The 14391-nt window shown below is 50.5% G+C and carries 10 protein-coding genes; 3 read left to right on the top strand and 7 right to left on the bottom strand.

The window, feature by feature from the left end:
* The first annotated feature begins 117 nt into the window (after window positions 1-117).
* Window positions 118-1512, top strand: a complete 1395-nt coding sequence (locus ACE5LO_RS11175) for a bifunctional metallophosphatase/5'-nucleotidase (protein WP_375520095.1) — start codon at window positions 118-120, stop codon at window positions 1510-1512.
* Window positions 1513-1679: 167 nt separating this feature from the next.
* Here ACE5LO_RS11175 and phnE (ACE5LO_RS11170) read toward each other — a convergent pair whose 3' ends face one another.
* From phnE (ACE5LO_RS11170) to ACE5LO_RS11150, 5 genes are all read right to left on the bottom strand, one after another.
* A complete protein-coding gene (phnE, locus tag ACE5LO_RS11170; RefSeq protein WP_375520094.1) occupies window positions 1680-2486 on the bottom strand; it encodes a phosphonate ABC transporter, permease protein PhnE in 807 nt (268 codons plus the stop codon).
* Between the two features lie 272 nt (window positions 2487-2758).
* On the bottom strand, window positions 2759-3574 hold the full coding sequence (gene phnE, locus ACE5LO_RS11165; RefSeq protein WP_375520093.1) for a phosphonate ABC transporter, permease protein PhnE: 816 nt from the start codon (window positions 3572-3574) through the stop codon (window positions 2759-2761).
* Complete coding sequence (phnC, locus tag ACE5LO_RS11160) at window positions 3567-4379, bottom strand: phosphonate ABC transporter ATP-binding protein (protein ID WP_375520092.1); 813 nt, start codon at window positions 4377-4379, stop codon at window positions 3567-3569. The genes phnE (ACE5LO_RS11165) and phnC overlap by 8 nt, the downstream gene beginning before the upstream one ends.
* A 97-nt stretch (window positions 4380-4476) precedes the next feature.
* On the bottom strand, window positions 4477-5565 hold the full coding sequence (locus tag ACE5LO_RS11155) for a phosphate/phosphite/phosphonate ABC transporter substrate-binding protein (RefSeq protein WP_375520091.1): 1089 nt from the start codon (window positions 5563-5565) through the stop codon (window positions 4477-4479).
* Between the two features lie 619 nt (window positions 5566-6184).
* Window positions 6185-7081 (bottom strand): NAD(P)-dependent oxidoreductase, encoded by an 897-nt coding sequence (locus tag ACE5LO_RS11150; protein WP_375520090.1) that lies wholly within the window; start codon window positions 7079-7081, stop codon window positions 6185-6187.
* Window positions 7082-7316: 235 nt separating this feature from the next.
* On the opposite strand from ACE5LO_RS11150, the gene ACE5LO_RS11145 reads away from it, so the two are divergent.
* A complete protein-coding gene (locus ACE5LO_RS11145; protein ID WP_375520089.1) occupies window positions 7317-7856 on the top strand; it encodes a hypothetical protein in 540 nt (179 codons plus the stop codon).
* A gap of 96 nt (window positions 7857-7952) precedes the next feature.
* On the opposite strand, the gene ACE5LO_RS11140 is transcribed toward ACE5LO_RS11145, so the two are convergent.
* Window positions 7953-8420, bottom strand: a complete 468-nt coding sequence (locus ACE5LO_RS11140) for a pyridoxamine 5'-phosphate oxidase family protein (protein ID WP_375520088.1) — start codon at window positions 8418-8420, stop codon at window positions 7953-7955.
* Window positions 8421-8614: 194 nt separating this feature from the next.
* Here ACE5LO_RS11140 and ACE5LO_RS11135 point away from each other — a divergent pair, with 194 nt between their 5' ends.
* A complete protein-coding gene (locus ACE5LO_RS11135) occupies window positions 8615-8875 on the top strand; it encodes a Spo0E family sporulation regulatory protein-aspartic acid phosphatase (protein WP_375520087.1) in 261 nt (86 codons plus the stop codon).
* 180 nt (window positions 8876-9055) lie between these two features.
* Here the strand turns inward: ACE5LO_RS11135 and ACE5LO_RS11130 are convergent, their stop codons facing one another.
* Entirely contained in the window at window positions 9056-14023 is a 4968-nt protein-coding gene (locus ACE5LO_RS11130) for a discoidin domain-containing protein (RefSeq protein WP_375520086.1), read from the bottom strand.
* Window positions 14024-14391: the final 368 nt, after the last annotated feature.

The following is a 14391-nucleotide window of genomic DNA, read 5'->3' as shown; positions in this document are numbered from 1 at the left end:
AGATATTGCTGAATCATGCTTCGCTCATTTCCAGTTCTACGTGTGTTTTATTAGGGCGTTTATTTCACTACAGTCCCCTATTACCAGGCTAAAGTGGACAGCTCCGGAGAAAATGTGATGATTTCGAGCTTGAATGCAGCCGGGTGCAGTGCCGCAGTCGTAGGCAATCATGAGTTTAATTTCGGACTTGCCTATTTGCGCGACGCGATGCGACAATCGGCCTTTCCCTGGCTGTCAGCCAATATTTTGTCTGCCGCAAGCGGCGAAGCCGCCTTTGGCACACCATACCTTATTCATGACACTCCGGACGGTATCCGGATTGCCGTGCTGGGTCTGACGACCGCGCATATTCCGGTATGGGAGCTGCCCAAGCACATTGAAGGGCTACGCTTCGTGGACCCCGTGGAATGTGCAAAGCGCTGGGTTCCCTATCTGCGGAACAAAGAGGCTGCTGACGTTGTTATTGTCGCTTATCATGGCGGTTTTGAGCGAGACTTACAGACAGGCGTACCCACCGAAAAGCTGACGGGAGAGAACCAGGGTTTCGCTCTCTGTCAGGAGGTTGAGGGGATCGATGTGCTGCTGACAGGACATCAGCACAGACAAATCGAGAGCGCCATGTTAAATGGCGTATGTGTCATCCAGCCCGGGACGCAGGGTCAATTTCTCGGCAGAATCGTCCTTGAACTGGAGCTGGACGAGGAAGCGCAGACAGCATCCTCTTCTCCCGAAGGCAAACGCAGCTGGAGAGTGGTGTCCAAACACGCAGAGCTGCTTCCTGCCGGAGAGACTGACCCGCTGGACCGGATCCTGGAGCTGACAGCTCCGGTTGAAGCAGGCCTGCAGCGCTGGCTGGATGAGCCTATCGGCGAAACGGTTGGAAATATGCGCATCACGGATGTCCTGCAGGCACGGCTTGAAGAGCACCCGTTCATCGAATGGATCAACAATGTGCAGATGGAAGTGAGCGGAGCGCAGATCTCCTGCACCGCCTTGTTTGACGAAAGCAGTCCCGGCTTTGGGGAACGCATCTCCATGCGGGATATCCTCGCCAATTACAAATTCCCCAACACCCTGCGTGTCCTGCGGGTGGCAGGCCGGGACATCCGCGAAGCGCTTGAAAAATCTGCCTCATATTTCACGCTGAAGGAAGACGGCCGGATCGTAGTAAATTCCGCGTTCCTGCTGCCCAAGCCCCAGCCCTATAACTATGACATGTGGGAAGGCGTGGAGTATGTCCTGGATGTTTCCCGCCCATCTGGCGAGCGGGTCGTGCAACTGGAAGTGGATGGCTCGCCTCTGCTTTCAGCTGCGGAATACGATGTCGTGATGAACAACTACCGCGCTGGCGGCGGGGGCGGGTTTGACATGTTCCGGGGCAAACCTGTCGTGCGGGAGCTGCAGACGGACATGGCGGAGCTGCTTGCCGACTATATCCGCACGAAGCGAATCATTAAGACGAGTGTGAACCACAACTGGAAAGTAATCGGGGGAAATTTAAGGCAGGTATGAAGCGTGGCAGTAACAGATAGGGGGATGCACGCAGCAGCGGAGGGGACGAAGCGATTCCGGAAAAGCGGAGCGTTCGCCTTTGCCCGAAGGGTCAACAGTGATTGTAGGAATGCTTCGTTCCCGGAGCGTCTCACAACAGTCAAAGAAACATCCTCCGCCGCAACATGCTATCCCTTGACTAATTTCGACCGAAGCCGGTTGGATACCCATTCAATGATTAAAATAAGCACAACGAGCCCGATCAAAAGAGAACCGACCTCGCTCCATTTATAACTTCTCATGGCGAAAATAAGCGGCGCGCCGATTCCACCGGCCCCAACAAGCCCCAGAATGGAGGCTTCACGCATATTCATATCGAACCGGTAAATCATGACCGATAAAAACATGGATAGCAACTGCGGCACAATGCCAAACCGGATCTTTTCAAATGTCGTACAGCCGACCGAGGTCATCGATTCCAGCACACGGGTATCCAGTTCCTCAATGGCATCCATGAACAGCTTCGCCAGCATCCCGATGGAGACAAGCCCCAGCGTAAGAACCCCTGCGAAAGGCCCCGGCCCCGTGACCCGGATAAACATCAAACCATAGACGAGTGCCGGGATGGTCCGGATTATAATGAGCACAAGCCTAGTCAGCCAGGATACAGGCCGCGGAACGATATTGGAGGCCGCCAAAAAAGCAAGCGGAACCGCCAGCACCGAGCCTACAAGCGTACCAAGGAAAGCAATGGCAACGGTTTGAACGAGCAAATATAAAACACCCTGCGCGGTGAAATTGAACAGCAGGCTGAGGTCCGGCTGCAACAGCCCTTTAAAAATATTAAGCGCAATATGGGCTCCGCTTTGATCCATATCCTGAAAGCTTACAGTCGTCAGCGACCAGACAAAAAGTACCAGAACGACCGCCGCGACGGTCAGGAGATAACGGGACTTGCGCGGCGCAGCAAGCAGCTTCTTTTCTAATGTAGACATAACTCAAACTTCTCCCTTATAGAGGTAGTTCAAAAAGTCATCTTTTGATCACGAAGTAATTCAGGAGGCGGATTCGACATCGAATCTTGAATTCAGCCGGGACTAAGCGGATGCTTCCGAAGCATGTTTCCTGCGGAAACATTTCAGGTGCTCACGTACCTCAAGTACGCTCCGCTCCTCAGTCCCAGCTTCATCCAACTCAAGCGTTTTGAAAAAACGCACTTCGGAAGCATAGGCTTTGGTGCTGAAAATCTGACTTTTTGAACTCGCAATTATATTAACTTTTTCCGAAAATGCTCGCTGACCGTCTCTATCAAGTACACGGTTACGATTAACGCCAGAATAATCATGCCGACACCCGAATAATCGCGCCAGCCCAGGTTCTCATTGATGAGCAAGCCAATCCCCCCGGCTCCGACGTAACCCAGAATGGCCGCATAACGAACATTTCCCTCAAAGCAAAACAGAGAGGTCGACAGGTAGCCCGGAAGCACCTGGGGGAGGGTCGCATAGCGAAAGGCCTGAATTCTCGTCATTCCAAGGGATTCCATCGCTTCGAAGGCGCCCATATCGACATTTTCAATTTGCTCATAGAGCAGTTTTCCAACATAGGACAGGGTAAACAGCATAATCGCAACTGTTCCCGCCATGGGACCAAGCCCGAAAATAAAGGTTGCGATCAGCGCCGTAACGAGTGTGGGCAGCGTCCTCAGGAGACTTAACACCGTCTTGCTGATGACCACAATCACTTTGTTCTGAACAATATTTGAAGAAGCCAGCACGGCAGCAGGAAGGGCAAGTAAAGCTCCGATCATGGAGCCGAGCAGGGACATTTTGAGCGTATCAAGCAGCGGGCCTAAAATTCCCGGAAAGCTGCCCCAATTGGGCGGAATCATGTCGCCGATAATCACGAAGAACTGGCCGATGCGCTTAGCCAGAATGTCCATTTTAAAGTCGGTAAATTGGATGGATGCCATTGTACAGATCACCAGGATCAGCAGAACAAACGGCGTCCGCGACCTCTTTTGCAAAACGACCTTTCCGTTGGGCAGGTTTATTTGCCGGGGGGAAAAGATTCCGTCAAACATACAGCGAGCTCCCTCCTGCCGGAAGCTGCTCCGCGACACTCTCCTGCAAAGATGCCCTCTCTTCTGCCCATTTGCCGCCGTAAATATGGTCAAGAATTTCCGGCGTCACCTTGGACGTCTCCCCGTCAAATACAACCTCCCCTTTACGGATTCCAATGATCCGGTCTGCGTATTCCAGGGCCATATCCACATGGTGAATGTTCATGATGACGGAAATGTTCATGGCTTTATTGATGTTTTTGAAATCGTCTAGCACCACCCGCGAAGTCACCGGATCAAGTGATGCAATCGGCTCGTCCGCAAGAATGATATCCGGATTCTGAGCAAGGGTCCGCGCAAGGGCAACCCGCTGCTGCTGGCCGCCGGACAGCTGGTCCACACGAACAAAAGCTTTATCCAGAATCCCCACTTTATCCAGAGCCTCCAGTGCTTTGATCCTCTGCTCCTTCGTAAAAATACCTGTCCATTTGCGCCACAACGGAAGCTCGGGAACAAAGGAAACCAGCACATTATTGATCACGGTAGTTCTGGTCACCAGGTTAAAGGATTGAAAGATCATACCGATTCTGCGGCGGAAACGGCGAATTTGCCCACCCTTCAGCTTCGCCACATCGATATCGTCCACCACCAATGTGCCGCCGGTGATCCCATGCATCCGGTTGATGCAGCGAATGAGTGTTGACTTGCCTGCCCCGGATAAACCGATCACAGCTACAAATTCACCCTGCCCGATTTTCAGATTAATGTTGCGCAGCGCAGTCGTCCCGTTGGAATAGGTTTTTTCGACATTCATAAATTCGATCATGGTAAGACTCCAATCTAAAAAAATGAGAACATCAACCAACGCCGATGTTCTCATTAGGTTTTATTTAGCGTGTAAGCACGATGCTCAATGAAAGCTGTTACTTCTTCATGCTTCTCAGCAGCTCCTGTGCTTTTCTTTCGCCATCATAGTCGGATGCCTGGGCTTCCTTGTAGCCTTCATGCGTATAAACCGCAATGACCTCTTTTCCTTCAGGGGTCTGGGCAATGGCGATGAAGGCACGCTGCAGTGCTGCTTTGAAAGCATCATCCATCAGCGGGCTGGTTTTGCTGACACTGATCGTATCGTTGTAAATCGGCTGCGTTACGCCAATCACATTCGTTTCGTCCCAGATGGTGCCCTTGCGGCTAAAGTCGGTTGTCCATTGACCCTCATAATCTCTTCTTGCATCGGCATATGCCACGACAATGTCCGCCTGCCCTGCTGCCAAACGTGCAAAGGAGCTGCCGTAGGAATCAGATTGGACTACATGAGCAAGATCCGTAATGCTCTTTTGGTAATGATCCTGCAGCCACAGTGTCGGATAAATATAACCAGCAGAGGAGGAAGAAGACATCACAGCCCAGTTTGCGTTGTTCAGATCATCCCAGGTCAGTTCTTCACCTTTATTCACTTTTTCCGCCAAAGCCTTTCCCTTTTCAGAAGGGCCTGTTATAAACAGACTGCGGTAATAGGTAACCTGCTCATCCGTCGGCTTGGTGGGTTTATTATCATTCCAGTCCTTTGCCGCATCCGCATCATTGGACAGCCCCGCACGTGTTGCCGTCAAAATTACGTCCGCACCATCATCATACAAAGCATATGTACCGCCTGGAATAAAACCGATGTCTGCAGTACCAGCGGCCAGCGCTTCCCCTACCGCTTCGTAAGTCGTACCCACATTAATATCTACGTTATCTACCGTGTATCCTTCGGTTTGCAGCTGTTTTTTCAACAGCTCTTTGAGCGGCTCCGTTGTCGTAATGATTTGCTCCGGATCCTTGGATGGCACAAAGCTCACTTTAAGTTCTTGAATTTCCTTGTTTCCTGAAGCAGGCCCACCAGACGATTCATTGGCAGCCTGATTTTCCGAGGCGTTAGTGCCCGTTGTTGCGCTGCCCGAACCGCAGCCGGCCAGCAGAGCGATGACCAAAGTCAACAAGGTAAGAAGCATGAATTTGTTTTTCACTTACGAATGACCCCTTTGTAATGGATTGATAACGCCATTGCTTCGAAACATGAACTATCATACTTCCAAAGCATCAGAAAGGGGTTAATTCTATGTAAAAAGAATGAAAAATATTACTTTTGTTGTAAAAATGAGTTTCAATATGTTGATTGATTTACAATTCCATACAAATGCGAAAACTTGATTAAAACGTTGCAGACTTCTGGCGTTCTATTCAATTCCATTCAATGGTGTTATAATACAAGCAGTTGGTACCGGGGAAACGGAAATAAGACCGGTAGCCATAATTGAAATAGTCGATGGCGTTCCAATCTTTATAACTTTTGTTGCTCTTACTCACTCAAATATAAAGGACTTCAGTTTTAAATATGATAAATGGAAAGTCCCTTTGTTTAAGGGAAGAGAGGTAGGATTGGGTAGTGGTTCTTTTGCTAAGAATGATCAGTGTAAAAACGTTTTCAACAAATAATAAGCAATCTAAGTCCGTATGAATACCGGACTCAGATTGCTTATTATTTTGTGTTTCATATTAATATCTGCGATATCCAATTTTTCTCAATTTTGCTCTGACGAGTCACTTTCCATCCCGTGGCCCTCTGAGCCAGATCTCCCTAGTGCTTCATTTCCCGGATGCTTCTTGCACCCAATGCTTGTATAGCACCTGCGTCCCTTTTTCGTCATAGCCTAGTTCAGACATTTGTTGGTACAAGGACACCGCCAATGCCAGTCCGGGTGTATCCATCCCCATTTCCTTGGCCGACTCCAGCGCAATTCCCATATCCTTGATAAAATGCTTCACATAAAAGCCGGGCTCGAAGTTGCCAGCAATCATACGTGGACCCAAATTGCTCAACGACCAGCTTCCCGCCGCACCGCTTTCGATGCTCTTCAGCACCTGCTCCGGATTCAGCCCCGCCTGCTTGGCGTAAGCAAGCGCCTCGCATACGCCAAGCATATTCGAGGCAATGGCGATCTGGTTGCACATTTTCGTATGCTGTCCTGCACCGGCCGTACCCTGCAACACAATATTGGTACCCATCAGCTTGAGGATCGACAGCACCGCTTCGTAATCCTCCTGCTTGCCGCCGACCATAATGGACAATCTCGCTTCCCTTGCCCCTATATCCCCGCCGGATACGGGAGCATCCAGTGCATACAGCCCTTTCGCGGCTGCGGCTTCATGAATCCGCTGTGCTAACAGCGGACTGGAGGTTGTCATATCGATCAGGTAAGCGCCGCTGCGGGCGTGTGCGATCAGACCGTCCTCACCCAGATAGATTTGTTCCACATCTTGAGGATATCCGACCATCGTAATGACCACATCACATGCGGCTGCCAGCTTGGCAGGGGTATCCTGCCACACCGCTCCCTCCTGTACCAGATCGTCAGCCTTGGCTGCCGTCCGCGTGTATACATGGACCTTGTGACCCGCTTTCATAATGTGACGAGCCATGCTCTTGCCCATGACTCCTGTTCCAATAAAACCTACTGTTGCTTGTTCCAATTTACTGCTCATCTCTATTCCTCCATTTACTCATATCCGTTTTGGCATGACATGATAAGCTTGTTCTCTAAATCATACCATCGGGCCGAGATGAGGTAAATGCAGCCATTCTCCAGTTCCATCTTGTGGTGTTTTTCCCTTTAATATTGTTTATTTTACTCTGTATATGGTTAATAATACACATGGTACCTATAAAGCTGCGTCCTTAAGAAGTCTGTATGGGCGTAAAAGACACAGGAGGTAAACTATGAAATTTTTAGCGAGTCTTATGCTTGCCGTTTCCCTGCTCACCCTCGCCGCCTGCTCGAACAATGATGGAGCGACAAACAGCGGACAAAATACGGAGAATACAGAAACCTCACCGGGCACCGATTCGAATTCAGTCAACGGCCAGACCGGGGAAGTCAATTCCGGCGAAGAAGCTGCAGGAGCGGAAGAGCTGACGGCGGACAGTGTTAAAGCCGCAATTCAAAAGGAAGGAATTCCCCTTACATCCAGCAAAGCCGATAACGATTGGGTGCTGAACGACACACAGCCTGACCGTAACATCGTAAAAACAAAATCCGGCGAAGAAGAAATCGTTACTATTTACACCTTCAACTCCGAAGAAGCACGTCAGGCGGGGCTGGTCAATTTCAAAGAGCAGATAGGGAGCCTGCCTTTCAAATACCTGACATTTGAACACAAAAATGCTCTGATTCTGTACTACTACAACACTGAAGAGACAACCGATCCGGCTGCAACCGAATACGGCGCCCAGTTGGACAAGGCGCTGAAATCTCTGTAATTTTCACTCTAGAGAAGCTGTCGTCTAAAAGCTCACGGGTTATCCAGTATAAAAAGCCAGCCCTTACGCATCTAACGTGCAGGGCTGGCTCTTTATTTACCGCATAAGCTCTTCATGCGTTTTCTCCCACCGTTTCAGCACCTCTGCAGGATTCTTCAAACGAATGGTAACGCCTGTTAGAATATCTGCATACTTCGCTGTATCCGCTCTGGACGAGGCGACCGTCGCCGTAAAACGGGCGCGCGGATATTCCGCATCAGGCAGCTCCGGAAGCTGCTCAAGCAGGAGCCGTACATAATACGCCCTCCCATCGGCAAACGCCGCCAGCGTGGCTTTCCCGGTTCTGATCACATTGCCTGTCGTTGTGGTACCAGACCAGAGTGCGAGCCGCAGTTGCCGTCTGTTGAGCGCCACGATCTCACCCGCACTGATCATCGCCACATGCGGCCAATGATCATCCGTGACGGTAAGCAACATCATCGCTTCCCCTTGTTTGCTTTCCAGTCTGCTGCCGTCAAGCAGGCCGAACAGCTCCTTACTCAGCTGTATTTCCTCCACAAGCATGCCCCTTTCCCGACTTATCTCGATAATATCATGCAACATATATATCCCAAAATGCAGTATACTCAGTTCAATGCCGAGATCAGCTCCAAATCTGTTTTCTATTATCTTAAATATCTCATTCTTAAATATTTTTCTCCTAAATAAAGGCATAAGCACCTAAACTAAGGGTTATGTGAATGAAAGGAGGGATACGCATGCCTGAACAGGAGAACTTAAGTCTGAAAATCGAACAATCCAGACAACAGCTTTACGAGCTGGAGCAAATATACGGATTAACTCACTCCTCTGTTCTCAGGCAATCGATGGTTTTGGACGAGCTTATCAACGAATACAACCGGAAATTCCATACACGAGCCGAAAGCCGTTTTGCGGGAAGCAGTCAACTCTTGCGCGAGGAACTTTTGCCGGGTCACTCGTACTTGTACTGCAGCCCTTTCGCCATTTCGTTAAGTTGATGCAGGTCTGTCGTCTGTTCGAAACCTACGAGCTTGGGAGAACAACTAGAATATGTATATTATTTGGCAAATCGCATTGGCTTCTGCCACATCATACTTTTCATACGAATTTTAGACAGAAGCCAAACCAATTTTACATCCTTAGCATGCTGTGTTGATACATAAATTTAAAGCCAACGTTTACTTGAATACATTCAACTCCGCAATTGACCACCATTTCTCTGCTTCCCCGGTTTGAACGATTCTAATATATCGGGCGTTTTGAGCCCTGAACTTCGGAGTTACAACCCGTGAGGTGCCTTCCCCTTCCGCAACAAGCTCCCAGGCGGAGGCATCGTTGGAAACGAAGATCTGGTATCCCCGCGCGTAATCGTCTCTGCTGCTGCCTGAATCCATGCTGATCTGCCGAAAGCTGTGGACGTCCCCCAGATCAAGCTGGAGCCATTGCCCTTCGGTCTGGTTCTCACCGGAAGTCCAACGGGTGTGCAGATTACCGTCCTGCATATTGGTCTCATCGGACTCGCTGCCATACACCGAAGCCGTCACCGTCCATGCTTCACGATCCAGCACACCTGCAATAGCGTCATCCTGATTTCTCGCATCCCGAGCCAGAACGCGGAATTCGCTGATCGACCACCAGCGGGAATCCGTACCAGTCTGAATAACCTTGATATAACGTGCCGTCTGCGCCGGGAAGGTTAATGTCATTTTGGACGCCGCTCCCTTCCCTTCCACGACCGGGCTTCCCCATGTCTCACCATCTCTGGAGACCAGCAACTGGTATCCACGGGCATAGTCCTCAGCGCTGCCTCTGCTGTCCATCACAATCTGGTTAAAGGATTGAACGGTTCCCAGATCCAGCTCAATCCACTGCCCTTCCTCCTGCGGCTTGCCGGTGGACCAGCGGGTAGCGGTGTCTCCATCCAGCATCCCGGTCTTACTGCTGTCGGCCGCCGTAGAGGAAGCGGTCATACTCCAGCCGCTCCGTGACAATTCTGTTTGCTTTCCCGTTCCGTAATGGAATATGGAAAACTCCGCGATGGACCACCACTTGGAAGACTGGCCTGTCTGTACGATCTTCAGATAACGGGCGTTTTGAATTGGGAAAGTAATCGTAAGGTCGCCCTGCGCTCCCTGTCCGCTGGCCACAGGTCCGTTCCATTTCTTGTTATCGTTTGAAACATATACTCTGTAGCTGTCCGGATAATCCTCTGTAAAAGAGCCCGGATTCAGAGTCACTGTATCAAAGGTTTCTGTTTTCCCCAGATCCAGTTGAATCCACTGCCCATTGGTCTGATCTTGTCCGGAGGTCCAGCGGGTTGCCAGATCGCCATCCAGCATGTTGGCGGCAATATCCTGATTGCCGTAGGTCGAAGTTGTGACCGTCCACAGCGAGTGGTCAGTCAGCTCTCCTTTAGCCGGGCTGGTGGTATCCCCGCCGCTATTTCCCCCGTTTTTGCCCATTTTGGCCGTCTTCAGCTCGGAAATCGACCACCAGCTGTCGGCTGTGCCGGTTTGCGCGATTTTGATATATCTTACGTTTTGCAGCGGAAAGGTTGTGGCGATGCTGGCTGAATTGCCCACTCCGCTTGCAATGGCCTCTCCCCAGTCCTGTCCGTTGTCGGAAACGTAAACTTCATAAGCACGGGCATAATCACCGCCGCTCGTACCGGCGTTTATGAATAGGGTGTCGAAAGACTGCGGTGCGCCCAGGTCAACCTCAATCCACTCCGTGCCGCTTTGCGCCCGTTCCGACGTCCAGCGGGTGCTGAGATCGTTATCGAACATCAGCTTCCCAGCCTCAGGAGAGGAATCGGAAAAGGTTGTCACTGTCCAATTCGAGCGATCCAGATAGACGATTCCGGAGTTCGTATCCGGTTCAACCGTTGTCACTTCGGTCGGGTCTACGGTGACCAGTGCGCCCGGATAGACCGTTGTGGAGCCTGTTTCCCCTTGCGCATTATAGAACACGAACGTTTTCTCGCTGTTCGACGGATTCCAAACTTGAGCGATGTATCCTTCACCATTTTCATATACCGAATTATATACCGTTACCCCCGGGTCATTGGCCCAAATATCCATTGTGCGTGTGCCAAGCGTCGCCATGCTGTGTACAAACCAATACGCGTTGAATACCTCGTTTTTCTGCATAGCGGTCGTATCCCACTTGGTAAGCACCGCCTGTGCGTCGCTGATCGATTCAAAAGGCCAGATCAGATGCTGCCACGTATTTTCCGGCCCGTTGTTATCCTGGACCATGCCTTCATACAAGGCTTTCGCCTTTTCCGGATCACGTCCGTAATAAGTCATCCATTCCGCAGGCGGCAGCCAGTGAATGCCGTAGATATGCTGCGGATCACCCGAGAAAAAGGTTCCAAACAGATAGGCACTGCCATAAACCTGGCCTGCTATAGCATGCTTATAGCCTTCGGTCCAGTTGTCGTGATCATAGTTGAACCAGTATTGCTCAATCGCTTTTTCTTCTGTCGTAAAGCCCCAAATTCCTGCATCACGGTAAGCATTGTTGCCAGTCACCATGCCCCACATGTATTGGCCTACCCAGCCAAACAGCGCTTCTCCCCCCGCTTCCTGGTTGTTGCCGCTCGGATTGTCGGCATAACCGCCAGCCCAGGAATGGCCTTCATACGGATCAAAATTGCGCATCCAAGGGAACTGGTCATCCGTTTTGGAAGGATTGGCATAGTCCCGGATGAGCACCTCCACCATATCCCCGTAATCGTTCAGGAAACTTTCGTCATAGGAAGCCAGCACCGCCGAAGCAAAGACATAATATCCGTAAGTAAAATGATGATCCGTCAGCCCCGTGTTAACCCCAAAACCGCTGTGATAAGGGAATATGGCTCCCCATTCCGGCGAATAGTGGAAATAATAGGAATGCTGCGGTTCATCCTCTGAATATGTATACCAGTCGGTCAAAATGTCCCGCAAAATTCCGAGATAGTATTCTTTTCTTTCCTCATCCCCAATCTGATCGCTTATGATCACCGCCAGCGCCAGCGGATGCAGCTTCTTCCCCTGCCAATACGGGTCTTCAATCATGTTGTTCCCCGTCAGGTCGGCATCCAGCAAATCCAGATAAGCACTCAGTTGTGCCCTGGAATACGTCGGATCATCCGGCTCCGCGAACTGCGGTACAATTCCGTAAAAACGGTCGCTGGTTGTGAAGGTATTGCCTTCATGCACCTTAAGCGTTCCCCGGATGGACGGATAAGTCAGCTCCGTCAGGGAAGAGGAAGTTATTTTCCATTGGTGCGGCAGCAAGGCCATCAGCGTATCGGAAGAGAAGCCTGTTCTCTTCTGCTCCGTAATTGAATTGAACCGGGTGCTGACCGTGGACGACTCCTGATCGAAACTGTAATCTACCCGGGTATCTTTTACAAATGCATAAGCATGCTGATAAAAATAAGGAAGCTCTGCTGCGGATGGCAGGGTAGCGATGGATAAGTAATCTCCGCCCGACCCCAATTTCATTTTGATGTTACTGCCCAGTCTTGTGAAAACCGTTCCCGGCGGTGCAAAGACACCGTAATACCGGTCAAAAGTCTGCGGAACCGGCGCCCGGTCCTTATTGGTGACCTTGATGCCGATATGATCAGCGGTCAGCGTATCGCCGTCATTCTCCAGCACAGGCTTGCCGTTATCGTCAAACAGTCCGGTAATGACCGGTGACTGCAAAATAATGGCGTCCGGGTTGGCAAATGTGTTATAAATGTACGGCGATCCTTTGACGAAGGTAGTGCTCATTTTGGCAGTGCCATCATCGCTCAGAATCACGTTTGCCGAATAGTCCCCGTATCCGGAAACTTTGGTCTCCATCTCCGACGGATTGATCGTGTTCGGCAGCAGGAAAAGATCGGGGTCTCCGTCGGCATCGATTGAAGCGCCGTTTGCCGATGCATAACCTTCACCCGGATTCAGGATAGCCAGCCCCAGCTTCGTATATTTGTTCTTGAATGGCAGGGTAATCAGTCCGTTGCTGTCTCCCAGCCTGGAGATCAGCAGCGACTGCCACCAATCATTGGATGGAATCGGCGAAACGACATCCTCTGTCCGGTATTTCGGGTTTTTCGGTTCAAGCTGTGTAATATCATTGATTTCATAGCTGCCCGCTCCAACATTCACGGACTCCGGGGACGGGATGTCCGGAATGGTATAGACCGGCTTCTCATCGCCCTCACGGTACGCGTGAACCTCGAATTCGAACAGCGAGTATCCGTGCTCGCTCCCACGGGCGATTCCCAACATTTTCACATAGCGCCCCTTGGCATAGAGCGGTATGCTCTCTTTGCCGCCTGAGCCCCACAGCTCTCTGTATATGGTCGTCCAACTGCGTGCATCGTCCGAAACCTGGATATCATAGGCTTTGCCGTAAGCGGCCTCCCAGTTCAAAACGATACTGCCGATTTCGCTTGTTTCCCCCAAATCGACGTAGATCCATTCATTATTCTTGTGTGCGGAGGACCAGCGCGTACTCGCATCACCGTCTGTTGCGTTAGCCGCCAGATAATCCTTCTCTGACAGATTTTCTTTGCCCTCTTCTTCTTTCTCAAGCGAAGACACCGTAACCGGCTTGTTCAGCGCAAGATTCGGGGCTTCCGGCTGCGGCTTGATGCCACCCGTTCCATATACTCTGAATTCCCAGATCGAAAGCCCGTATGCCTCTTGCGCACGCTTGGTGCTGAATACTCTGACATAACGTCCTTCTCCAGAAACCAGTTTCGAGAATAAGCCGCCTTGTCCATCTGTCTCAGTTAACACAGGATTCCAGTTCTCCCCGTCATCGGAGACCTGAATCTCAAATTCCTTCGAATAGGCATTTTCCCACTCGATCTCCACCCTGGACAGCTTGGCCTCCGCACCAAGATCCACATAAAGCCACTGCGGGTCCTGCTGCCACACACTTTCCCAGCGTGTATCTGTTTTTCCATCCACTACGAGGTCCGGTGTGCTGTTGCCCAACGTGGATGAGGCATACGCTGGCCGGTTCTGGGATAACAGATCATCCTCCTCGGCTGCCGCCGCCTCTTCAGCCTGAACCTGCGGAGCCGCAAGCCATGGGAAAAAGCCCAGCACCAGTGACATGATCAGAATGCAGTTCAGGAAATACTTCAATCTTCTCTGTTCCATACATTTCTCCTTTTCTTTTAAAATGGTATGTTTCTTGTGACTTTGAAGTAGTTAGCAATTCGATTACCGTTCTATTATCGGAAGTTAATGTCTGCTATTATATAAATCCAAGGTACCATCTTTCCTACTGTTTCTCGAATTTTTATGCAAGATTTTGAATTAATTCGGAAGGGTTTTACGCAACCTTTATGAAAATAATCATTACACTTCTCGTCTACGATTTCTGGCAGGAAAGGTGATATTCAGCCCCTCGATTGTGAAGGGACAAATGAGGCGGATACAGGAAGTATCAGGAATGTAAATTGTATAGTGATATCGGGATAACCGATCTGCGTTCACCGACCGTACCAGTGCGGCCCATGCGGGCG

This window comes from Paenibacillus medicaginis (assembly GCF_042138635.1).
Classification (GTDB): domain Bacteria; phylum Bacillota; class Bacilli; order Paenibacillales; family Paenibacillaceae; genus Paenibacillus; species Paenibacillus medicaginis.
The sequence above is the reverse complement of the archived record's forward strand: the minus strand, read 5'-3'. Positions and strand labels throughout refer to the sequence as shown.

What these genes read in the sequence shown, in the direction of transcription:
- ACE5LO_RS11175 (WP_375520095.1), top strand. Translation starts at nt 118, where the DNA reads ATGATTTCGAGCTTGAATGCAGCCGGGTGCAGTGCCGCAGTCGTAGGC.
- phnE (WP_375520094.1), bottom strand. Translation starts at nt 2,486, where the DNA reads ATGTCTACATTAGAAAAGAAGCTGCTTGCTGCGCCGCGCAAGTCCCGT.
- phnE (WP_375520093.1), bottom strand. Translation starts at nt 3,574, where the DNA reads ATGTTTGACGGAATCTTTTCCCCCCGGCAAATAAACCTGCCCAACGGA.
- phnC (WP_375520092.1), bottom strand. Translation starts at nt 4,379, where the DNA reads ATGATCGAATTTATGAATGTCGAAAAAACCTATTCCAACGGGACGACT.
- ACE5LO_RS11150 (WP_375520090.1), bottom strand. Translation starts at nt 7,081, where the DNA reads ATGAGCAGTAAATTGGAACAAGCAACAGTAGGTTTTATTGGAACAGGA.
- ACE5LO_RS11145 (WP_375520089.1), top strand. Translation starts at nt 7,317, where the DNA reads ATGAAATTTTTAGCGAGTCTTATGCTTGCCGTTTCCCTGCTCACCCTC.
- ACE5LO_RS11140 (WP_375520088.1), bottom strand. Translation starts at nt 8,420, where the DNA reads ATGCTTGTGGAGGAAATACAGCTGAGTAAGGAGCTGTTCGGCCTGCTT.
- ACE5LO_RS11135 (WP_375520087.1), top strand. Translation starts at nt 8,615, where the DNA reads ATGCCTGAACAGGAGAACTTAAGTCTGAAAATCGAACAATCCAGACAA.
- ACE5LO_RS11130 (WP_375520086.1), bottom strand. Translation starts at nt 14,023, where the DNA reads ATGGAACAGAGAAGATTGAAGTATTTCCTGAACTGCATTCTGATCATG.